The organism is Chitinophagaceae bacterium (assembly GCA_016699815.1).
GTDB lineage: Bacteria > Bacteroidota > Bacteroidia > Chitinophagales > Chitinophagaceae > Ferruginibacter.
The window spans coordinates 1,081,003-1,102,706 of sequence record CP065012.1; the positions used below are offsets into that span (position 1 = coordinate 1,081,003).

Genomic DNA, 21,704 nt, shown 5'->3' on the forward strand with positions numbered 1-21,704 from the left:
ATATTTTTAATATTGTGTATGGGATTTTTTGTCCCGGTACTTACTAACCCACCTATATAGTGAAGCCTGGTTTTAAAGCCGGGCTTTTTTATTTATTTTTATTTACCCGTAAAGTGCAATAAGGCTCATCATTAATAATCCGATACAAAATGAAAATCAATTAACTTGCACAGCATAAATATCACTTTATGTTAAAATCAATGACGGGCTATGGAAGGGCAGAACAAACTATTGGCGAGAAAACCTACCTGGTAGAAATAAAAGCGCTTAATGGAAAGCAACTGGAGATGCAGTTGAAATTGCCTGCTCTACTCAAAAGTTTTGAATTTGAAATAAGAAATAATATACAGGAGCAATTATTGCGAGGCACCATTGATTGCCTTATTACCATAAAACAAAATGGCAGTTTAAAACCCGTAGTAATCAATACCGATCTTATCAAATCTTATTATACCCAAATTGAAACGCTGGGTAAAGAACTTAATATTGAAACCAAAGATGTGCTTTCGGCCCTGCTGCGCCTGCCCGAAGTGGTATCGCCATCTACAGAAATGCTCAGCCAGGATGAATTTTTAGAATTTAATACCGTTTTAAATAAAGCCATAGCCGATTTAAACAAGCACCGCCACGAAGAAGGTGCAACCCTGGAAAATGACCTCCTGAAAAGAATAGAAAACATAAAACTACAGGAAGAAAAAATATTACAGCTTGAACCCAGGAGAAAAATACGTATACAAGAAGAAATTAAACAGCTCCTGGAAGAACACGTAGGCGCAGAAAAAATTGACTACAACCGTATGGAGCAGGAACTCATTTATTACATCGAAAAAATAGATCTGCATGAAGAACAAATACGCCTAAGGCAACATTGCGAATATTTTAAAGAAATACTCCAGGGCAAAGAAGAAGGAAAAGGCAAAAAACTATCTTTTGTATTGCAGGAAATTGGCCGGGAAATTAACACAACCGGCTCCAAGGCCTATGATGCAGATATTCAAAAATGCGTAGTAATGATGAAAGACGAACTGGAAAAAGCCAAGGAGCAGGTTTTAAACGTTTTATAATTTATTGCACATTATGCTTATGAAAAATACAAAGGCTTGTTTAATATTGCTGTTAGCCATTTCATTGGTATTGGGTGCATGTAAACATAATGAACTTAATTTTTTTGAAAAAAATAACCCAATTCCAAATTATAAATGGGATTATAATTTTACTGCAAAAGGCAGTTTTGACATTATTGACACCCTCTGCGCTTATAATATCTATATTGTACTGAGGCATACTGATGCATACAAATACAATAATATCTGGCTCAACATTGGCTTGCAAGGCCCGGCAGACAGCATGTATTTTCAAAAAGTAGAATTAACCCTTGGTTCAGATGCCGGCGGCTGGGAAGGTACAGGGCTAAATGATATATGGGAAGTAAGAAAATTACTGGTAAACAGGCCCCGGAAATTTATAAAAGCAGGTACCTACCACTATTCTATTGCCCAAATAATGAGAGACAATCCCTTAGAGCAGGTAATGAGCGCCGGGTTAAGGGTGCAAAAAGCCATACAATAATTTTTTTTTAAAAGCGTATAATAAGGGTTGTATTTGAATTTTAATTAAAACATTTCTGTATTTTGCAGGTTACAGCCTGTATGTAGCAGGTTTTTCAACAGATTAATAAAATATACTAAAGTGAAGTTGAAACTTTTTTTTGCAGTAATTGCAACAGCTTTTGCATTAAATGTAAATGCCCAAAGTGGATTTGAATATGTACAAAAAGGTGAGTTTGGCGTAACCCTTGGTGCAGGCCATTATTTTGGCGACCTAAATACAAAGGCAGGGTTAAACAGGCCAAAACCTTCATTTGGTATTTTTTACCGCAAGCAGTTTGGAAATTATATTGGTGCAAGAATTGCAGCACGCTATGCACAATTGGGCTATAGCGATACCTACAGCAAAAACACTTATCAAAAGCTCCGCAACTTAAGTTTCAATAGTAATGTGTGGGAAGTAGCCATTCAAGGCGATTTTAACTTTTTTAAATTTGTTCCAGGCGATTGGAACCATGCTTTTACACCTTATGTAACCTTAGGCGTTGGCTTATTTAGTTTTGATCCTTACTCCTACATAAGGGGAGAAAAAATATTTTTGCGCCCTTTAGGTACAGAAGGCCAAAACCTTGGCTACAAGGGCCGTAAAGAATACGGCAGCATGAGCTTTTGCATCCCATTTGGTGTGGGTTTAAAATACAACATCAACCAAAAGTTTAATTTCACTTTTGAAGTTGCCCACCGCTTTACCGGCACCGATTATTTGGATGATGTAAGCTCAACATTTATTGGGATTGATAAATTTTCGGCGGGCTCCAATGCTGCAAAACTGCAGGACCGCAGGCACGAAATTGATAACGGCCAGTTTCTTGAAGGCCAGCAGCGTGGATGGAGCAAGCAAAAAGATTCTTACATAATTGCCGAAGTAGGTATTTCATTCAACCTGAGCAGTTACCGCTGCCCAGGTGCTAATTAACATCAATATTGAATATAAAATTAAAAGGCCGGTTTTTCCCGGCCTTTTAATTTTGCTGTTCCCAAAACCTTAAAGCTAAACTGCTGCTGTCGCTTAGTATTAAAATGTATAGCCGAAAACAAGTTTTCGACTATACTAAATTTTAGGAACTTTGTTAGAAGCACAAAAAGACACCTCGTAAATTATATGAAGATGCTAAAGAAAATTTTAAGCAGCGCTCTTTTCATTTTGTTTTTAATAACCACTCAGCAGGCATTTTGCCAGGATAGTTTACAGGTAAAAAATATAGCTGATATACAAGAATATTTCGGGCAATTAAACGTACAGAAAGATAGTTTTTCCCTTGAAAAAGGAAAAAGAAAGATAGTTGCAAGCCCACCGGGTTTTCAGCCAACGGGCATTACTATAAAATTCAACATAATAAAGTATAGATTTTTATTAAAAAATTTTATTATTAACTTTAAAAAGAATCGTATTTATATGTGTTAGCTGTAATTTTAAAGCAGACCGAGCTGCAATACGAAATGGAGTAAATAGCAGAGTAATAATTATTAAACAGAAGTTTTTTATTGCAAAACAGTGAAATGTAAAATAAACTACATCTTATTACTGTTATTTACATTGGCTGCCTGCAACAAAGACAACACAACTCCTACCACCAGCTCTTTAAACAGAAACTGGAAATTGATTAAATATTACAACCTTACGCATGGGACAAGTGAATCCGAACCAGTAAATATTTCCCGATCAATCATCATCGAGATTTCTGACAATGGAATTATGGGAAATATGAATGGACACACCGTTACAAATACTGTTGGCAGAGCATACGAGTTGTTACAGTACAACAAAATGAAAATATTACATTTTGGCGGAACAAAAATTGGCGAATCAAATTGGGGTTGCAAATTTTGGGGTGCAATACATGCAGCCTCGACATACGAAATACAACGTGATAAGCTATACATTTACTTTAACGCTGATGCTGAGAAAATGGAATTTAAGCAACAATGACGTTATAAATAACAAAGATTTAAGGGCTATAAACTAAATATATGAAGCACTTTATTCCGGCAACAGCATTAACCGGCAAAATTTTCCAAAAGCATTTTTATGTACTGCCGCCGCAGGCATAAACCAACAAAGCCCCAGTCTTTCTTTCTGCCAATGGGGTTTACCAACCTCTATTTTAAAAATTACACAACACACCCTTAGTTTTTCGGCCTTCTATGGCCATTTTTCTGTACTTTTGCGCCCTCCCTTTTTAAAGGGTGCATACCGCTATATGTCTCTTTTACAAAAAGTTGATACACAACGTTTACCACGCCATATTGCCATAATTATGGATGGCAATGGCCGCTGGGCAAAAGAAAAAGGCGAAGATCGTCTTTTTGGGCATTTTCATGGCGTAGAAAGCGTAAGGAATGTAGTAGAAGGCGCAGCTGAAATAGGTATCGGGTATTTAACTCTTTATGCCTTTAGTACCGAAAACTGGGACAGGCCACAGGATGAGGTAAGCGGCCTTATGTCGCTTTTGGTAGATACCATTCGTAAAGAAGTACCCACACTCAATAAAAACAACATAAGGTTAAACGTAATTGGGGATATAAAAATGTTGCCTGCCCATGCACAAAAAGAATTGAGTGAAGCATTGCAGGAAACCAGCAACAACAGCGGCCTTAATTTAATAATGGCATTAAGTTACAGTAGCCGATGGGAAATTATTGAGGCCGTAAAAAGTATTGCCGTTGAAATAAAAGAAGGGCGTTTAATGCCGGGGCAGATTGACCAGGATGTTTTGCAGCAATATCTTTCTACTAAAAATTTTCCCGACCCCGAACTCATGATACGAACCAGCGGCGAATATAGAATTAGCAATTTTTTATTATATCAACTGGCTTATGCCGAACTTTATTTTTCCCCAACCCTATGGCCCGATTTTAGAAAAGAAAACCTCTACGAGGCCATTATAAACTACCAGGCCAGGGAACGCAGGTTTGGCAAAACGGGTGAACAGGTAAAAAACAACCAAAACCAGGTATAATGCAGTTTAGAGGGGAAATTAATCTTTTTCATTTAACAAAACGTTTTCATTATTGGGCTTAATTTGCCCGCTGTAAAAAAAATTTAATGCACCGGATTTACCAGAACGTATTTTTATTGTTTTTAATCCTTACCAGCGCAGTTGGTTTTGCGCAAAATGACAGTACGGAATTAAGCCAGATATTTCACCAAAAGTACCCACGGGAATATACCCTTTCCGGTATAGATGTTGTAGGTACTAAGGCATTTGATCCCAATTTGATTATTTCTATCAGCGGGCTTGCCATTGGCGATAAAATTAAAGTTCCCGGTACCGACGCTTTTTCAAAAGCTATTGAAAAATTATGGAAACAAAACCTGGTTTCCAATGTGTACATCAACCTCACCAGGCTGGAAGGCAGCAACCTTTATATAGAAATTGAACTTACCGAAAGGCCGAGGCTATTACAGATAAATTTAATAGGTATTAAAAAGGGTGAACGAGACGATCTGGAACCAAAACTCGGCCTTGCCAAAGACCGTGTGCTCACCGAAAATATGAAACTGAGCGCCCTTGAAGTAATAGAAAAACATTATTACGAAAAAGGCTACCGCAACATGACGGTAAAAATGCAGGAGCAGGAAATAACCGGCATCAGTAATGCCGTGTTGCTCAATTTCTATATCAACAAAGGCAAAAAAGTAAAAATCAACTCACTCAATTTTGCGGGCAACGAAAACATAGCCGAAGGCAAACTAAAAAAACAAATGAAGGGCACTAAGGAAATGATGCGCTTCACCCTTTTTCCCGATAAAGTTACCAGCCCATACGGCGCAGTAAATAAGCCGCTCACCATAAAACAATATTTTAAAGAAATGGCCTACCTTAGGCCAACCCGTACCAAAGAATATATTGATCCCTACATCCGCTTAAAACTTGGCGGAGGAAAATTTAATGAAAATAAATACAGCGACGATAAAGAAAAACTCATTGCTTATTATAATGCACAAGGATATCGGGATGCCAATATACTTGCCGATACCATTATCAATAACCAAAAAGGCAACCTGGATATACATATAAAACTTGAGGAAGGCCATAAATATTATTTTGGCAACATTACCTGGAAAGGGAATACGAAGTATTCTGATTCGGTATTAAATATGCTGCTTGCCATAAAAAAAGGCGACCCTTACAACCTGGAAACCTTGAATAAAAGAGTAGGTAAAGAACTCTCAATGGAAGGTGGCGACATTGGCAGCCTGTACCAGGATGATGGCTATCTGTTTTTTCAGGCCGACCCTGTGGAAATTTCTGTTTACAACGATACTATTGATTATGAAATACGCCTTAGGGAAGGCCCACAGGCAACTTACGACCGCATTACCGTTTCGGGAAACAACAAAACCAAGGACTATGTAATTTTGCGTGAACTAAGAACCATACCGGGAAATAAATACAGGCGTGATGATATTATCCGTACACAAAGAGAGCTTTCTCAATTAGGCTTTTTAGACCCCGAAAAAATCGTACCGCAAATTGTACCCAATGCCGATGCAGGTACCGTGGATATAAACTGGCAGGTAGAAGAAAAATCTGCCGATCAGCTCGAACTTTCTGCTGGCTTTGGCGGCGGTATTGGTTTAACCGGAACACTGGGTGTAACCTTTAATAATTTTTCAATTAAGAATATTACTAAAAAATCAAGTTGGGATCCATTGCCGGCAGGTGACGGACAAAAACTTAGCCTAAGAGTACAATCCAACGGCCGGGCTTACCGCAGCTATAGCTTTAGCTTTACTGAACCCTGGCTCGGCGGCAAAAAGCGCAACTCTTTTTCGGTAAGTTATTACAATACAAAATTTGCCCGTACTTACGATCAGTTTGGTAATTATTGCCGCAATTGCGGCGATACATCTTATGTAAAAACTTTAGGCTTTGGAGTTTCCTTAGGCAAGCAATTGCAATGGCCCGATGACTTTTTTACCCTGGTATATGCTTTAAATTTTCAGCAATACAAGCTTAGGAATTATCCTTTATTTACCGATCCTAAAACCAAGCAAACGCTTGAAGATGGCACAAGCACCAATATTAGCTTAAAACTATCTTTACTTAGAAATTCAGCCGGGCCCAACCCGTTTTTTCCTACCAGCGGCTCCAACTTTTTATTGAGCGGGCAGTTTACGCTACCTTATTCTTTAATAGGTATTAAAACACAAAACCCATACAAATTCCCCGAATTTCATAAATGGCGTTTTTCCGGAGAATGGTATGTGCCCATTGGCAAAGCCCGTGGAGAAGATAGAAATAAACAATTTGTTTTAAAAACAGCTGCCAAGTACGGCTTCATTGGCAGGTATAACCCCGATTTGGAAATAGCGCCATTTGAACGCTTCCAGGTAGGCGATGCAGGCTTAAGTAATACTCAGGCATTTTTAGGGTACGATATTATTGCCCACCGTGGCTATCCTATTTACAGCAATTCCGACCCAAGAGTAAACCCTGAGGATATTACGCCATCGGAATATTTTACCATTTTTAATAAATATACGGTTGAACTTCGCTATCCATTTACCACAAGCGCCAGCAGTACCATTTATGGCCTTGCCTTTTTTGAAGCAGCAAACGGCTGGTACAAGTTTAAAGATTACAATCCGTTTAAGCTGCGCAGGTCGGCAGGTGTAGGTTTAAGGTTCTTTTTACCAATGTTTGGCTTGCTGGGCTTCGATTATGGTGTGGGCTTTGACAGGTATAACCAATCAAGCGGTTTAAAAGGAGCAGCTAAATTTACCTTTATGCTTGGCCAGGAACCTGAGTAAAAATTTATTGGCAAAAAATTTAGAAAAATTTTCTAAAAGAACACGTCAAACAGTAGTAATTAAAAAAGAATAAAAATGAAAAAGATTGCAGCGTTTTTAAGCATCATTTGTTTATTTGCCTTTTCGGCCCATGCACAGCGATATGCCGTAATTGATTCTAAATACATCTTAGATAAAATACCAGAGTATAAAGAAGCACAAACCCGGCTCGACCAGTTTAGCGCCCTTTGGCAGCAGGAACTTGACCAAAAACAAGCTGCTTTAGATAAAATGTTTAAAGATTTTGATGCCGAACAGGTAATGCTGCCCGATAACCTCAAAAAGAAAAGAGAAGACGAGCTTTTTAATAAAGAAAAGGAACTCAGGGATTTACAGCGCAAACGCTTTGGCTTTGACGGCGACCTTTTTAAAAAAAGACAGGAATTGGTAAAACCAATACAGGACAGGGTGTACAATGCCGTTCAAAAACTGGCCACCGATAAACAATATGATTTTATATTGGATAAGAGTGAAGGAATAACCGTTATCTTTGCCGACCCAAAATTGGACAAGAGCGAAGATGTACTGAAAAATTTGGGGATTAAATAACAAAAAATTACAGCATTTAAAGGGCATTAAATTAAACCTGCCCGGTTTTTAAAATCTAAATAAATAACTAAACAGGAAAAGAAAAATGAAAAAATTACTCGTAGCTGCGGCAATTATTTTAGGAACTTATTCGGCTTCGGCGCAAAGCAAAATTGGTTATATCAATAGTGATGAACTCATGGGCGATATGCCCGAAGCTGCAAAAGCAGATGCAGAATTAAAACAATTTCAAACCGATCTGGGCAAACAGGGCCAGGATTTAATGAACGACCTGAATACAAAAGACAGCCTTTTTGTAAAAGATTCTACCTCCTTTTCCCCATCTATAAAAGAAATTAAAAGAAACGAGCTCATTAAACTTTACCAGCGTGTGCAAGGCTGGCAAAACGAAGCACAGGAGCTTTACCAGGCCGAAGCACAAAAGAAAATTGTGCCTATCCGCAACAAAGCATTGGATGCCATAAAAGCTGTAGCAAAAGAAAACGGCTATGGCTATGTATTTGATAATGCACAAGGCTCTTTATTAATTGCGCCTCCCGGCGATGATTTATTACCTTTGGTTAAGAAAAAACTGGGAATAACGGCATCTGTACCGGTAAAGAAAAATTAATAATTTACAATAGTTTTTTACAAAGCTCCTTTTACGGGAGCTTTGTTATTTTTGGCAAATGAACAAGCAACCCATTGCTGTTTTTGACAGCGGATACGGCGGCCTTACCGTATTAAAAGAAATTACGGCGCTGCTTCCCCAATACGATTATTTGTACCTGGGCGACAATAGCCGAGCACCTTACGGAAATAAAAGTTATGCCACAGTTTATGAATACACACTGGAAGCCGTAAAATGGTTTTTTGCAAAAGGCTGCCCACTGGTTATTTTGGCCTGTAATACGGCATCGGCCAAAGCTTTAAGAACAATTCAGCAAAACGATTTGCCAAAAATTGCGTCGCAAAAAAGGGTGCTGGGAGTAATAAGACCTACGGCAGAAGTTATTGGCAACTTTTCTCAAACCGGCCATGTGGGTGTAATGGGTACCACAGGCACGGTAGAATCTAGCTCATATATATTAGAAATTCAAAAAAAATTTCCGCAATTATCTGTTACCCAGGAAGCCTGCCCGCTATGGGTACCTATTATAGAAAACAATGAGCAGCATAGCCCGGAAGCAGAAAACATCATTGAAAAAAATGTAAAAAACCTTTTGCATAAAGATGATCAAATAGATACCATTTTACTGGCCTGTACACATTATCCTTTAATAGCAGGGCAAATTTTAAAATATACACCCAAAAATGTACAACTCATTTCACAGGGAAAAATTGTAGCCGAAAGTTTGCTAAATTATCTGCAACGCCAGCAGCAAATAGAGCAACAATGCAGCAAAAAACAGCAACTTGAATTTTATACCACCGGCGATGTTAAAGATTTTGACAGCCATGCAACCCTGTTTTACGGGCAGCCGGTAGCGGCAAAGCATACAGATTTAAAGCTGTAACAAATAATTTTACTCCCATTCAATAAACTTGCTAAATGGCACATCAGGTACAAGGGCTATTTTATACAAAAACCAGGTCTTAGGGTTTTCATGGCCCTTTTCTATTTTATTGAAATTTTGTTTTTCCTTATCCGGAAAATAAGCAAAATAAAAATGCTGCAGCACTTGCTACAGCATTTTGCCCCCGTGCAATTCAATATCTATCCAAATTTTCCTGGGTTTTTACTTAAGCCTGTTCATTTTCAATAGGGAAAATTGTTTTATTACCTGCCCAATACGGTAAGCTTTGCTTTCCTGTTGGATGAGTTCACCGTATCGTACCAAAAAGTAATTTTTTCAATAATTCGGTTATTGCCTTTAAGATCAATTACCCGGCTGGAACTCCTGGGGCCAAAATTTTGGCGCAACTCAATTTCCTGCTGGCCTCCATTTTCAAAATGCACAATTACTTTATGCATATTTAAGGCGCCAGCACGTACCAAAAATTTTAATTGTTGAAAAGTACCGTCCCTCAGTTGCACATCAAGCACATCTTTATCTAAGCGATAATTAACGGTTTTGCTGCCTAAATTTCTCCATCCGTTTGCATTAAACGACATAGATACCGCAGCAATGCCCAAGAGCAGGCTGCATACTAAAATTGAAAATTTTGATTTCATAATACTTGATTTCTTTAAAAAATAAATGTTTGGTTTTTTGACTTATTGAGGTTGAAGAGGTTTAAAACACTGGATGGATTTTTATTCAAAAAGGGAACATTTTTAGTTTGCCCTACTTGTTTTTAAGAACAATAGCCCATAAAATGGTTAATAAATCTGCCAAAACCCGGCAATTGCAGTATTTTAAAAGCTTATTTATTGCCCAAAATTTCGAAAAATTAGCCATTTTCCCCTACCTTTGCCGTCCTTTCACAAAAAACGGGGATGGTGCCCTGTTTTGAGAAATGCAACAATATTTTGTAAAAGGAAAATTTAAACAACATGCCGGGTAAAAAAAGAACCTACCAACCCCATAAACGCCGCCGTAAAACCGTACATGGTTTTCGCAAGCGTATGCAAACCGCCAATGGCCGTAAAGTATTGGCAAGCCGCAGGGCAAAAGGCCGCCATAAACTCACCGTAAGCAGTGAGCATGGTTCCAAAAAATAAAGCATCATTCCCTTGTTGAATGAAAATAATACCAGCCCCTGTATTTTTGCAGGGGCTTTAATTTTATGGTTACAACTCCAAGATATTTTTACCGCAAGGTAAATAAATTGAAAAGCCGCAAGCTAATTGAGCAGGTTTTTCAAAAAGGAAAATCATTTATGGCTTTTCCTTTAAAAATTCACTGGCATGCAGGAGATGCAAAAGAACCGGTATTGCAGGCCGGCATTGCTGTGCCAACGAGGCATTTTAAAAAAGCTGTAGACCGCAATAAAATTAAAAGAAAAATGAGGGAAGCCTGGAGGTTACATAAAAATCAATTGCAGGAGCAAACCGTTGCCCACAATAAAACCCTTTATGTTTTTATTGTGTATGTGGGTAATGAAATACCGGATTATAGTACCCTCGCAGAAAAAACCATTATCAGTATCAGCAAACTAAAAAAATATATAGGTGACCCTGCTTAAAGCCATACTCATAGCGCCTTTTATAGCCATTATAAAATTATATCAGTGGATTATTTCTCCCTGGCTTGGGCCCAAGTGCCGCTTTACGCCTACCTGCTCGCAATATGGCATTGAAGCGCTAAAAAAATACGGGCCAGTTAAAGGCTTTTGGCTTACCATTAAAAGGGTAAGTAAATGCCATCCCTGGGGAAGCCATGGCTACGATCCTGTTCCTTAATGGAAAATTTTTGGCTTACAATTTTATTTCTTCGTCACTATCATCAAAAAACTTAAACTCGGTAAGCTGGTTGGCAGAGTTGGCTTTAATTTTTATTTTTTGTTTAAAGCGCCAGCTCCATTTTAACCTGCGGCTGGGGAAACCGGCAGTGAGATAAGTATAAATAATTGGGTGCACCACTACGGTTAATCCTTTGTGGCGCTGCATTATGAGGTAATTGAGGTTTTTAAAAATTTCATCTTCCAGTATGAGTGTGCTGGAAATTTTACCGGTACCATCGCAGCTTGGGCATACTTCACTGGTGTTAATGTTCATTTCGGGCTTCATGCGCTGCCTGGTAATTTGCATCAATCCAAACTTGGTAATGGGCAATACGGCATGTTTTGCCCTGTCTACTTTCATAAACTGGTCCATGGCATCGGCCAGTTTCTTTTTATTATCGGGCAGCTTCATGTCTATAAAGTCCACAATAATAATTCCGCCAAGGTCACGCAGCCTCATTTGCCGTGCAATTTCTTCAGCAGCCTCTAGGTTTGTTTCCAGCGCATTTTGCTCCTGGTTATTGCTTACGCTTTTATAACCGCTGTTTACATCTATTACATGCAGGGCTTCGGTATGCTCAATTATAATATAAGCGCCGCTTGGCAGGTTTACGGTTTTGCCAAATGCGGCTTTTACCTGCTTGGTAATACCAAAATTGTCGAATATGGGAGATTCGTTATTAAAGTAAGAAACAATATCGGCTTTATGTGGTGCAATTTTTTGTATGTAGGCTTTAGTATCGGTAAAAATACCTTTATCATTTACTACAATGCGGTTAAAATCTTCGTTTAAAAGGTCACGCAAAATACTGGTGGTTTTGCCTTGCTCTTTCAAAATTTTTGCAGGAGGTACTGCAGCCTTAAGGTTTTGCTGAATAGACTTCCAGGTATCTACAAGCGCCAGCAAATCTTCGTGTAATTCGGCGGTATGTTTGCCTTCGGCAGCAGTACGAACAATTACACCCAGGTTTTTGGGCTTAATGGCTTCAATAATTTTTTGCAGCCTTTTGCGCTCATCGGAGCTATGTATTTTTCTGCTTACGGCCACAATATCATTAAATGGCGTTACTACTACAAATCTTCCTGGCAGGCTCAGTTCGCAACTTAACCTTGGGCCTTTTGCAGCTATTGGTTCTTTTAAAATTTGCACCAGTATATTGGGCTTACCATTAAGTACTTCGGTAATTTTACCGGTTTTAATAATTTCCGGTTCTACTTTAAATTCCGAAAAGTCAAAACCTTTTTCGGATTTATCGTTTATAGCCTGATGGGTAAATTTGAGAATAGACCTAACATAAGGGCTCAGGTCGGTATAATGGAGAAAGGCATCTTTTTCAAAGCCTACATCAATAAATGCAGCATTAAGCCCGGGAATAAGTTTTTTTACTTTACCTAGATATAAATCACCCACGGCAAAGTTGGCATCCGCTTTTTCGGTATGCAACTCTACCAGCTTTTTATCCTCCAGCAGGGCAATTTCAACGCCCTGGGGAGCGGTATTAATAATAAGTTCCTTGGTCAACGAAAATTTTTTGTGAATTAACATCACCAAAAAGCAAACAGGCACAACATACAACTATGAATAATAACATAGCTGGTATGTACACGTAAGTAATTTCCGGAAGACAGAGCCGGAAACCGGGTAAAGGTAAATTACCTTTTCTTATGACGATTTTTTCTCAAACGCTTTTTACGTTTATGAGTAGCAATCTTATGACGTTTTCTTTTTTTACCGCAAGGCATGTCAATTCTTTTAAATCAGTTAAAAAATAATTTTAATTATGTTAGTTCATTTATACTTTAAACTTTTACCGGGTATTCAGCAATTCTATGCGCTTATCTACCTCTTTGCTGTAAGAACTGTTATTAACCAGTTTTTTACTTACATTATACCATTTAACCGCTTCATTTTTATTACCTGTTGCAGCATAGGTATCTGCTAAAAAGGCAATGGCTTCTACGTTAGTGGGTTCAGCAGTTACCACTTTTGTAAACCGTTCAATGGCTTTATTGTATTGGCCCGAAACCGCACTTCCCACACCCAGTACAAATTGAGCTTTCATATTGTTACTGTCTTCCCTCACTACGCTCAGCAACTGCTGTATGCCCTGCATGGTTTGTTGAGCATCGCCAGACTGGCTGCCAAATACATAAGCGCTTCCTAAACCAATTTTTAAATCTGCATTTGCAGGATTAAGTTGTAACGCCTTATTAAACAGTAGAATTGCCTGTTGTGTTTGCCATCCCAACTTTTCTGTATCGTGCTCCTGCCTTAGGCGCCCTAAAAATAATTGGGCAGCAAAGGTGAGCTTTTTTTCTGAATTATCCAACTGGGCAGCTTCGGAAATATAAAATGCATAGGGTTCAAAAGCCGAAACGCTGTCTTTCCAAAAATTGGCCAATTGTTCAAAAGCTTCAATTTGCTGTGTTTTTACATCTCCCCGCTTTACACTATTTTCCAATTTGGCGAGATATTCAATTTTTTGAGGATCTAATTTGGCGGCTAAATCTTTAATAACTAATTGAATGTTAAATGTTTGTTTTGCTTTTTTTGCTCCTGTATCCGTATTCTTTTTGCCGATACTTGTTTTGCCTGCAATAAATAAAAAAGCCACTAATGCCATAGCAACCGCAGCTACTAAAACTTGTTTTTTCACTAAAAAATTAAATTTTGGCAAAGTTAAGCTTTAATCCTCGCCTTCTTCTTTTACAGGTGGAGCTTCTTTAATATTAGGAGAAGTTTTAACTTCCTGCACAAATTCCTTTGCCGGTTTAAAAGCAGGAATAAAGTGTTCGGGAATGGACACTGCAATATTTTTTTTGATATTTCTTCCTATTTTAGCAGCTCTCTTTTTAATGATGAAACTGCCAAACCCACGTATGTAAAGGTTTTCACCATTAGCGAGGGTGGCTTTCACTTCTTTAAACATGGTTTCTAATGTAACCAGTACATCCACTTTGGGAATACCGGTTTTCTCAGAAATTTTGCCAATGAGATCTGCTTTTCGCATAAAACTAAATTTGGAGTATTGAAATTAAGAAAATTTACTATAAAAACAAAAAATAACTTGATTATCAGTTGATTTCCTGTGAATATGCTTGTCAATAATAAACCGAATAAACAATATTTCAGCCAAAAAATTGTGGAGTGGCATAAAAAGCACAACAAGCGGCCAATGCCCTGGAAAGGGGAAAAAGACCCCTATAAAATATGGTTAAGCGAAATAATACTGCAACAAACAAGGGTGCTGCAAGGCTTGGCCTATTACAACCGCTTTGTAACCAAATACCCTACAGTAATGCATTTGGCAAAGGCCAAAGATGAAGAAGTTTACAAACTTTGGGAAGGCCTCGGTTATTATTCTCGCTGCAAAAATTTACTGGCTACTGCAAGGATAATTACTGAAAACGGCGGCATGTTTCCTCAAAAATATAATGATGTACTTGCACTAAAAGGAGTGGGTACCTATACGGCTGCTGCCATTGTTTCGTTTGCCTATAACCAACCTTATGCGGTGGTTGATGGAAATGTAAACAGGATTTTAGCCCGCTGTTTTGGGATTACCATTGCTATTGATAGCACCAAAGGGAAAAAAACAATTGCAACTCTGGCAAATGAATTACTCGATAAAAAGCAGCCGGGTAAATTCAACCAGGCCATGATGGATTTTGGCGCAACTATTTGCAAACCCCGGCAACCACTTTGTAATGAGTGTATCTTACAAGCCAATTGCTTTGCTTTTAAGCACAACCAAACTAGTTTACTGCCAAAAAAAGAAAAGAAAATTACTATTAAAAAAAGATGGATGCATTACCTGCTTGCAGAATATAAAAATAGTTGGCTTATACGAAAAAGGGATGCAAAGGATATTTGGCAAAATTTATATGAATTTATATTAATTGAAACTTCCGATAATCTCTCTAAAAAACAGTTTTTAGCCCATAAACAAATAAAAAAATTTACGGAGGAAAATTTCAGCTTGTTACATTTATCTAAAGAAATTTCGCAGCGCTTAACCCATCAGCAAATTTCGGGCAGGTTTATGCATATAATACTTACTAAAAAAATTTCACCCGAAGGTTATAAGTGGGTACTTAAAGAAGATATTAAAAACAAAGCATTTACCGGTTTTATAAATAAGTACCTTAATACTATAAAAAAGCTGTAAAGCGGTTAAAATTTAAGCAATTGCAGCCAGGGCCGATAATAATTATTATAAATATGCCGTATCTTTAAGTTCAATATTTCTGGAAAAAGATACGCAATAAAAAAAATAAATTATGAGAGGGGTAAACAGGGTAATGTTAATAGGCAATTTAGGAAAAGACCCGGATATACAAATCCTGGAAGGCAATATTGCCGTGGCAAAATTTTCTTTGGCAACAACAGAAACATATAAAGACAGGAGTGGCAAATTAATATCACAAACAGAATGGCATACCGTGGTGTTATGGCGTGGGCTTGCAGATCTGGCACAAAAATATTTGCACAGGGGCAGCCTGGTATATATAGAAGGGCGCTTAAAAACCCGTAGCTGGGAAGATAAAGAAGGCAACAAAAAATTTGCTACCGAAATAGTTGGCGACAACCTGATAATGCTGGATAAAAGAAGTGATGGCGGAGATGTACATGATGCAACTCATGGTGAAGAGTTGCCTCCTCCGGCTATCGAAGGCAATGATGAAAGGCTCCCATTTTAATATTGTGAATCGTAAACCTATACGCAACATTAAAAACCTGCTTTATTAAAGTATTATTATTTACCAAAAAAAGTTGATTTGGATTATCATTCGGCAGTTATAGCTTTCCCCCAAATTTATTTCCTGGCTTTAAATACAGCTGCGGTAACTGTACTCATCTTTGCTGCAGTGCTGTTGCTTTTTCTATCATTTATTACCGCAGGAAGCGAAATAGCTTTTTTTTCCCTTACCAATAAAGATATTAATATTTTAAAAACCCGTCAACAACCTTCCTATCGCCGTATTGTAAACCTTTTGGAGCAGCCTAAAACCCTGCTGGCAGGTATGCTCATTTCCAATGCCCTGGTAAATATTGCTTTTATTTTAATTGCCAATATGCTGGTAGACAACTGGCTGCCTGTAAACGATAGAGGCGGTTACCAATGGCCCGGATGGCTGGTTTTTACAAGCAAGTTATTTTTAGTTACCCTGTTTATTGTGCTTTTTGCAGAAGTGATCCCTAAAGTTTGGGCATCGCACCACAAAGTATGGTTTGCCAGCACATCCTCCTTAATCATTGAAATTTTCAATAGCCTTTTTTATGGCTTGAGTAAAAAACTGGTAAGGTTGAATGATAGGATAGAAAAAAAAATGTCCCCTGAATCGGATGCCAAAATGGATGAAACCAATATTGATTATGCCATTGACCTGCTGCCAGAACATGAAGCCACTAGTAAAGAAAAACAAATATTAAAAGGCATTTACAAATTTGGCAATACCTCGGTAAAACAAATAATGCGTACCCGAATGGATGTAAGCGGCATTTCTTATAGCTGCAGTTTTGAAGAAGTAAAATTGAAAGTGGAAGAATTACATTATTCCCGCCTGCCGGTATATAAAAATAATTTGGATGAAATATCCGGCATGATCCATACTAAAGATTTGCTACCACACTTAAATGAACCGCAGGATTTTGTATGGCAGGATTTAATGCGTACACCCTATTTTGTACATGAGCAAAAATTTATTGAAGACCTGCTGCAGGAATTTCGCAGCAAAAGGGTGCATTTTGCTATAGTGGTAGATGAATTTGGTGGCACTTCGGGCATTGTAACGCTTGAAGATATTATGGAAGAAATTATTGGCGATATTAATGATGAGTTTGACGATATTGAAAGTATAAATAAAAAAATTGATGACTTTAATTACATTTTTGAAGGTAGAAAGATGATTAATGATGCCTGCAAATCCATGGGACTTGCACCCGATACTTTTGATACAATTAGGGGCGACAGCGATTCGGTAGCCGGGCTGGTGCTGGAAATTGCCGGGGAATTTCCAGCAGTTAACCAAAAATTCACTGCAGGTGATTTTACCTTTATCCCGCTTTCAATCAGCAAAAACAGGATCGATAAAGTTCAAATTACCATTCGTAAAAAAGAAGTAGAATAAGATAATAGCTATGAAAAAAAACAACTTTACCCTTCTACTATTTGTCATTTTTTGGACACTGTACTTACAAGCATGCAATGAAACCTATACATCAAAAAAAAGAGGGTATTATAAAATAGATTTACCACAGCACCAATATCAATTATTCGACGATCCTGCTTTGCCTTATAGCTTTGAGTACCCAGTTTACAGCAAAATTGTACAGGACACCGCATACTTTGACAGCAACCCCGAAAACCCTTTTTGGCGCAACATTGATTTTCCTGTTTTTAACGCCAGGATATTTTTAAGTTATAAACAAATTGGCGGCAAAGCACTTTATAAAATACCAATAGGCGAAGGAAAATATAAAGATTCGCTTGGTACAAACCAATTCGATAAGCTGGTAAATGATGCTTTTACCCTCACCAGCAAAAATGAGGTAGTTGCATCTTCTATTACCGATAGTTTATTTTTAACCAAAAATGGGGTAACCGGAGTATTTTTTAAAGTAGGGGGCAATGCGGCTACGGCCAAACAGTTTTTTTTGACGGATTCAGTAAAAAATTTCATTAGAGGTGCATTGTATTTTAGCAGCACACCCAATGCAGATTCTTTAAAACCGGTTCAGGAATTTTTGCAAAAAGATATGGAACATCTTATAAATACCTTTCGCTGGAAAGAGATAAAATAATGTAGCTATGGCTTTTTTATTTTTTATGGCAAAGGGCAAAAATTCAGCATTGTGATTATTAATATCCATAGCAATCAAAAAATAAACGGTAACACATTTGCTATACAACACCGGCACAACTTTTTTGATGCCTTACCAAAAACTTATTATTCTGCCGGCCTGTTACCTGAAAATATTACCGAAGTATGGCCCACACATTTTACTTTATTAGAAGCTGCGCTTTCCAGCAACCTTGCCCTGGCCATTAGTGGTTGCGGATTAAATAAAAACTGTGTAGTAAACTGGCAGCTACAGCAGCAGGCATTCAGCGCCCAGGTGAAACTAGCCAATAAATTTAAAAAGCCTTTGCTGGTAAATGCAGATCTGGCATCAGATGAACTTATACTTTTAATCAGGGAAAATCAAAATACCCAAACGGTTATTTTTTATACCAGCAACACGGCCTGGCCCATGGCTGAAAAATTATTGGCCGCCGGTTATTGGTTGTCATTTAATAAAAATTTAAGAAATACAAAAACGCAGGAAGTATTTTTACAAACGCCCCTTAACCGTATTTTTTTCTTTTCTGATGATGCGGCAGTGCCGGTGGAAGAGCTTTATCAACTGGCCGCCGAAATAAAAGCATTGGCCCTAAACGAAATAATTTTGCAATTAGAATTAAACTTTAAAAAAGTTTTCAAAATTCCTGTTCCATAAAAAATATTTTGAAAAATGACAAAGCTCTCTATAAACATAAACAAATTAGCTACCCTGCGCAACAGCCGAGGACACAATAACCCAGATCTTATTAAAGCAGCAACTGATATCCAGAGATTTGGCGCCGATGGCATCACCGTACATCCACGACCCGATGAAAGGCATATCCGATACGCCGATGTTGTTGCTCTTAAACCAATAATTTCTACCGAGTTTAATATTGAAGGCAATCCAACTGAACAGAAATTTATAGACTTGGTTTTGGCCAGCAAACCTACACAGGTTACACTGGTACCAGATGCTACCGGGCAACTCACCAGTAACCACGGCTGGAACACAATTGAACAGCAGCACTATTTACAAGAAATAATCCCCGTTTTTAAAAATGCTGGTATAAGGGTTTCTGTTTTTGTTGACCCAAATGTGGAAATGGTAACCGCAGCCGCCAAAACCGGCACCGACCGCATAGAACTATATACAGAAGCTTATGCCAAAGGATATGCATCAGGCAAAAAAGAAGCTGCCATTGCTCCCTATATTGCCGCTGCAAAAAAAGCCAACGAACTCGGGCTGGGCATAAATGCAGGCCATGATTTGGATTTACAAAACCTAAAATACTTTTCAAAAAATATTCCTGGTTTATTGGAGGTTTCCATTGGCCATGCATTAATATGCGATGCCATTTACCTGGGTCTAGAAAATACCGTTCAGCTTTATAAACGGCTTATAAAAAGTTAAAGTAAATAAAAAATGGTTTCAAGTTTCCTTACATAAAACAGGTTAAATTTGCCCAACTAAAATTACCTTGGCTTGATAAATGATACTCTACTTCGTGCTTATACATTAATGTGCACGGCCAAAGCAATGGCAGAAACTTATGAAGCCAACAGGCAAATATGCAAATATGTACACAGCACTAGCCGTGGCCACGAAGCCATTCAGCTTGCTACAGCATTTCATTTATTGCCTTGCGATTATGTAAGCCCTTATTACCGGGATGAAAGCTTAATGCTTGGCCTGGGTTTTGAACCGTTTACTTTAATGCTACAGTTGCTGGCTAAAGGCAACGATATTTTTACTGGAGGCAGGGAATATTACAACCATCCCAATTATAAAAAAGAAGACAAGCCAACCATCATCCACCAAAGCAGCGCAACCGGTATGCAGGCTATACCTACAACAGGCATTGCACAGGGATTAAAATTTTTAGCCCAAACAAATAATACATTATTAAAAAAAGGACCGGGAGGAGAAATGCCAGTAGTTATTTGTTCGCTGGGCGATGCCTCTGTTACCGAAGGAGAAGTAAGTGAAGCTTTTCAATTTGCTGCATTGCACCAGTTGCCCATAATTTATTTGGTACAGGACAATGATTGGGGAATTAGCGTTACCGGCTCGGAAGCAAGAACAACAACAGCATTTGAATTTATTGAAGGATTTAAAGGAATAGAAAGGGTAACTGTAGATGGCAGTAATTTTGAAGAGAGCTTTAATGTAATGCAGCAAACCATTGCAGCGGTAAGAAAAAACAGGAAGCCCTGGCTTGTGCATGCAAAAGTTCCCTTACTGGGCCACCATACCAGCGGTGTGAGAAAAGAAACCTATCGCAGCAATGAAGATTTGCAAAAACATTTTGCCAACGACCCTGTAGAAAAATTAAAAAACCAATTGCTTCAATCGGGCATTAATGCCGAAGAGTTAGAGAAAATTGAAGAAGGAACCAAATTATCTGTACAAGAAGCATTTGAAAAAACAGTTGCTTCACCCGAACCGGATGCGGCAACAGTTTCAGAACATATTTTTGCCGAAACAGCAATTATAGAAGAAAAAGGGGAACGCTCACCGGCAGCCAATAAAAAAATTGTAATGGTAGATGCTGCGTTGTTTGCTATAAGGGAAATAATGGAAGATCATCCTGAAGCGCTGCTTTATGGGCAGGATGTAGGCAGGAGGCTTGGCGGCGTATTTAGAGAAGCAGCAACGCTTGCCGAACAATTTGGAGATAACCGTGTTTTTAATACTGCTATACAGGAAGCATATATCATTGGTTCCACTGTGGGTATGAGTGCTGTGGGGTTAAAGCCCATTGTAGAAGTGCAGTTTGCCGATTATATTTATCCCGGCCTCAACCAACTGGTTACCGAAATTTCAAAAAGTTGTTATTTGAGTTGCGGCAAATTTCCGGTTCAAACTTTAATAAGGGTGCCTATTGGCGCTTACGGCGGCGGTGGGCCTTATCACAGTGGTAGTGTAGAAAGTACATTGCTTACTTTTAAAGGAATTAAAGTGGTTTACCCCAGCAATGCAGCCGATATGAAAGGTTTATTAAAGGCTGCATTTTACGACCCAAACCCGGTTGTAATGCTTGAGCATAAAGGCCTGTATTGGAGCAAAGTTGCCGGCACAGAGGAAGCCATGCAAATAGAACCTTCCCGTGATTACATCGTGCCATTGGGCAAAGCCAATATTGCGTTAACTGCCGCCGAAGAAAAAATAGCAAATGGCGAAAGCTGTTGTATCATTACATATGGCATGGGTGTTTTTTGGGCCAGGGTAGCAGCTAAAAATTTCAATCAATCTATTGAAGTTATTGATTTGCGTACCCTTTTTCCTTTGGATGAAGAGCTGGTATTTACCCGGGTAAAAAAACATGGCAAATGCCTTATACTTACCGAAGAACAACAAAATAATTCTTTTGCCGAAGCGCTTGCAGGCAGGGTTTCCAAAGCATGTTTTCAACAATTAGATGCACCGGTTGAGGTATTAGGCGCTTTAAACCTGCCTGCTGTACCCATGAATTTGATTTTAGAAAATGCCATGCTTCCCAATGCAGAAAAGGTAACTGAAAAAATAAAAGATTTGTTGAAATACTGAAGCCTTAATA

The 21,704-nt window shown here is 38.3% G+C and carries 23 protein-coding genes; 19 read left to right on the forward strand and 4 right to left on the reverse strand.

Annotated features, from left to right (window positions below):
* The first annotated feature begins 188 nt into the window (after positions 1–188).
* The 9 genes from IPO46_04730 to murI all read left to right on the forward strand — a co-directional run bounded on the left by IPO46_04730 (position 189) and on the right by murI (position 9,449).
* Positions 189–1,064, forward strand: a complete 876-nt coding sequence (locus tag IPO46_04730) for a YicC family protein (GenBank protein ID QQS63891.1) — start codon at positions 189–191, stop codon at positions 1,062–1,064.
* 19 nt (positions 1,065–1,083) lie between these two features.
* The gene (locus IPO46_04735; GenBank protein ID QQS63892.1) at positions 1,084–1,569 is read left to right on the forward strand and encodes a gliding motility lipoprotein GldH; all 486 of its coding nucleotides are present in this window, start codon (positions 1,084–1,086) and stop codon (positions 1,567–1,569) included.
* Between the two features lie 120 nt (positions 1,570–1,689).
* Positions 1,690–2,523 carry an outer membrane beta-barrel protein gene (locus tag IPO46_04740; GenBank protein QQS63893.1) on the forward strand — a complete coding sequence of 278 codons (834 nt, stop codon included), beginning with the start codon at positions 1,690–1,692 and terminating at the stop codon, positions 2,521–2,523.
* Positions 2,524–3,102: 579 nt separating this feature from the next.
* Positions 3,103–3,537, forward strand: coding sequence for a hypothetical protein (locus IPO46_04745; protein ID QQS63894.1), 435 nt, complete (start codon positions 3,103–3,105; stop codon positions 3,535–3,537).
* Positions 3,538–3,808: 271 nt separating this feature from the next.
* The gene (locus IPO46_04750) at positions 3,809–4,567 is read left to right on the forward strand and encodes an isoprenyl transferase (protein QQS63895.1); all 759 of its coding nucleotides are present in this window, start codon (positions 3,809–3,811) and stop codon (positions 4,565–4,567) included.
* A gap of 86 nt (positions 4,568–4,653) precedes the next feature.
* Complete coding sequence (locus IPO46_04755) at positions 4,654–7,365, forward strand: BamA/TamA family outer membrane protein (GenBank protein ID QQS63896.1); 2,712 nt, start codon at positions 4,654–4,656, stop codon at positions 7,363–7,365.
* 75 nt (positions 7,366–7,440) lie between these two features.
* Positions 7,441–7,953 carry an OmpH family outer membrane protein gene (locus tag IPO46_04760; GenBank protein QQS63897.1) on the forward strand — a complete coding sequence of 171 codons (513 nt, stop codon included), beginning with the start codon at positions 7,441–7,443 and terminating at the stop codon, positions 7,951–7,953.
* A gap of 85 nt (positions 7,954–8,038) precedes the next feature.
* The gene (locus IPO46_04765; protein QQS63898.1) at positions 8,039–8,563 is read left to right on the forward strand and encodes an OmpH family outer membrane protein; all 525 of its coding nucleotides are present in this window, start codon (positions 8,039–8,041) and stop codon (positions 8,561–8,563) included.
* Between the two features lie 58 nt (positions 8,564–8,621).
* Entirely contained in the window at positions 8,622–9,449 is an 828-nt protein-coding gene (murI, locus tag IPO46_04770) for a glutamate racemase (protein QQS63899.1), read from the forward strand.
* 263 nt (positions 9,450–9,712) lie between these two features.
* Here the strand turns inward: murI and IPO46_04775 are convergent, their stop codons facing one another.
* On the reverse strand, positions 9,713–10,108 hold the full coding sequence (locus IPO46_04775; protein QQS63900.1) for a DUF2541 family protein: 396 nt from the start codon (positions 10,106–10,108) through the stop codon (positions 9,713–9,715).
* Positions 10,109–10,429: 321 nt separating this feature from the next.
* Here IPO46_04775 and rpmH point away from each other — a divergent pair, with 321 nt between their 5' ends.
* The 3 genes from rpmH to yidD all read left to right on the forward strand — a co-directional run bounded on the left by rpmH (position 10,430) and on the right by yidD (position 11,278).
* Positions 10,430–10,597 (forward strand): 50S ribosomal protein L34, encoded by a 168-nt coding sequence (gene rpmH, locus IPO46_04780; protein QQS63901.1) that lies wholly within the window; start codon positions 10,430–10,432, stop codon positions 10,595–10,597.
* A 65-nt stretch (positions 10,598–10,662) separates the two neighbouring features.
* Positions 10,663–11,061 (forward strand): ribonuclease P protein component, encoded by a 399-nt coding sequence (gene rnpA / locus IPO46_04785; GenBank protein ID QQS63902.1) that lies wholly within the window; start codon positions 10,663–10,665, stop codon positions 11,059–11,061.
* On the forward strand, positions 11,048–11,278 hold the full coding sequence (gene yidD / locus IPO46_04790; GenBank protein QQS63903.1) for a membrane protein insertion efficiency factor YidD: 231 nt from the start codon (positions 11,048–11,050) through the stop codon (positions 11,276–11,278). The genes rnpA and yidD overlap by 14 nt, the downstream gene beginning before the upstream one ends.
* Positions 11,279–11,293: 15 nt before the next feature.
* Here yidD and IPO46_04795 read toward each other — a convergent pair whose 3' ends face one another.
* The 3 genes from IPO46_04795 to IPO46_04805 all read right to left on the reverse strand — a co-directional run bounded on the left by IPO46_04795 (position 11,294) and on the right by IPO46_04805 (position 14,330).
* Complete coding sequence (locus tag IPO46_04795; GenBank protein ID QQS63904.1) at positions 11,294–12,841, reverse strand: Rne/Rng family ribonuclease; 1,548 nt, start codon at positions 12,839–12,841, stop codon at positions 11,294–11,296.
* A 286-nt stretch (positions 12,842–13,127) separates the two neighbouring features.
* The gene (locus IPO46_04800; GenBank protein QQS63905.1) at positions 13,128–13,976 is read right to left on the reverse strand and encodes a tetratricopeptide repeat protein; all 849 of its coding nucleotides are present in this window, start codon (positions 13,974–13,976) and stop codon (positions 13,128–13,130) included.
* Between the two features lie 30 nt (positions 13,977–14,006).
* Positions 14,007–14,330, reverse strand: coding sequence for an integration host factor subunit beta (locus tag IPO46_04805; protein QQS63906.1), 324 nt, complete (start codon positions 14,328–14,330; stop codon positions 14,007–14,009).
* 84 nt (positions 14,331–14,414) lie between these two features.
* Here IPO46_04805 and mutY point away from each other — a divergent pair, with 84 nt between their 5' ends.
* From mutY to IPO46_04840, 7 genes are all read left to right on the forward strand, one after another.
* Positions 14,415–15,488 (forward strand): A/G-specific adenine glycosylase, encoded by a 1,074-nt coding sequence (gene mutY, locus IPO46_04810; GenBank protein QQS63907.1) that lies wholly within the window; start codon positions 14,415–14,417, stop codon positions 15,486–15,488.
* A 112-nt stretch (positions 15,489–15,600) separates the two neighbouring features.
* Positions 15,601–16,020 carry a single-stranded DNA-binding protein gene (ssb, locus tag IPO46_04815; protein ID QQS63908.1) on the forward strand — a complete coding sequence of 140 codons (420 nt, stop codon included), beginning with the start codon at positions 15,601–15,603 and terminating at the stop codon, positions 16,018–16,020.
* Positions 16,021–16,098: 78 nt separating this feature from the next.
* Complete coding sequence (gene gldE, locus IPO46_04820) at positions 16,099–17,451, forward strand: gliding motility-associated protein GldE (GenBank protein QQS63909.1); 1,353 nt, start codon at positions 16,099–16,101, stop codon at positions 17,449–17,451.
* Positions 17,452–17,461: 10 nt separating this feature from the next.
* The gene (locus tag IPO46_04825) at positions 17,462–18,124 is read left to right on the forward strand and encodes a hypothetical protein (protein ID QQS63910.1); all 663 of its coding nucleotides are present in this window, start codon (positions 17,462–17,464) and stop codon (positions 18,122–18,124) included.
* Positions 18,125–18,175: 51 nt separating this feature from the next.
* Entirely contained in the window at positions 18,176–18,820 is a 645-nt protein-coding gene (locus IPO46_04830) for a TatD family hydrolase (protein QQS63911.1), read from the forward strand.
* Between the two features lie 15 nt (positions 18,821–18,835).
* Complete coding sequence (locus IPO46_04835; GenBank protein QQS63912.1) at positions 18,836–19,558, forward strand: pyridoxine 5'-phosphate synthase; 723 nt, start codon at positions 18,836–18,838, stop codon at positions 19,556–19,558.
* Between the two features lie 108 nt (positions 19,559–19,666).
* Positions 19,667–21,694, forward strand: coding sequence for a tungsten formylmethanofuran dehydrogenase (locus IPO46_04840; protein QQS64319.1), 2,028 nt, complete (start codon positions 19,667–19,669; stop codon positions 21,692–21,694).
* The last annotated feature ends 10 nt before the right edge of the window (positions 21,695–21,704 follow it).

Excerpts from the sequence above, each read along its gene's own strand:
- IPO46_04730 (QQS63891.1), top strand. The coding sequence starts at position 189 with ATGTTAAAATCAATGACGGGCTATGGAAGGGCAGAACAAACTATTGGC.
- IPO46_04735 (QQS63892.1), top strand. The coding sequence starts at position 1,084 with ATGAAAAATACAAAGGCTTGTTTAATATTGCTGTTAGCCATTTCATTG.
- IPO46_04750 (QQS63895.1), top strand. The coding sequence starts at position 3,809 with ATGTCTCTTTTACAAAAAGTTGATACACAACGTTTACCACGCCATATT.
- IPO46_04755 (QQS63896.1), top strand. The coding sequence starts at position 4,654 with ATGCACCGGATTTACCAGAACGTATTTTTATTGTTTTTAATCCTTACC.
- IPO46_04760 (QQS63897.1), top strand. The coding sequence starts at position 7,441 with ATGAAAAAGATTGCAGCGTTTTTAAGCATCATTTGTTTATTTGCCTTT.
- IPO46_04765 (QQS63898.1), top strand. The coding sequence starts at position 8,039 with ATGAAAAAATTACTCGTAGCTGCGGCAATTATTTTAGGAACTTATTCG.
- murI (QQS63899.1), top strand. The coding sequence starts at position 8,622 with ATGAACAAGCAACCCATTGCTGTTTTTGACAGCGGATACGGCGGCCTT.
- IPO46_04775 (QQS63900.1), bottom strand. The coding sequence starts at position 10,108 with ATGAAATCAAAATTTTCAATTTTAGTATGCAGCCTGCTCTTGGGCATT.
- rpmH (QQS63901.1), top strand. The coding sequence starts at position 10,430 with ATGCCGGGTAAAAAAAGAACCTACCAACCCCATAAACGCCGCCGTAAA.
- rnpA (QQS63902.1), top strand. The coding sequence starts at position 10,663 with ATGGTTACAACTCCAAGATATTTTTACCGCAAGGTAAATAAATTGAAA.
- IPO46_04805 (QQS63906.1), bottom strand. The coding sequence starts at position 14,330 with ATGCGAAAAGCAGATCTCATTGGCAAAATTTCTGAGAAAACCGGTATT.
- mutY (QQS63907.1), top strand. The coding sequence starts at position 14,415 with ATGCTTGTCAATAATAAACCGAATAAACAATATTTCAGCCAAAAAATT.
- ssb (QQS63908.1), top strand. The coding sequence starts at position 15,601 with ATGAGAGGGGTAAACAGGGTAATGTTAATAGGCAATTTAGGAAAAGAC.
- IPO46_04825 (QQS63910.1), top strand. The coding sequence starts at position 17,462 with ATGAAAAAAAACAACTTTACCCTTCTACTATTTGTCATTTTTTGGACA.
- IPO46_04835 (QQS63912.1), top strand. The coding sequence starts at position 18,836 with ATGACAAAGCTCTCTATAAACATAAACAAATTAGCTACCCTGCGCAAC.
- IPO46_04840 (QQS64319.1), top strand. The coding sequence starts at position 19,667 with ATGTGCACGGCCAAAGCAATGGCAGAAACTTATGAAGCCAACAGGCAA.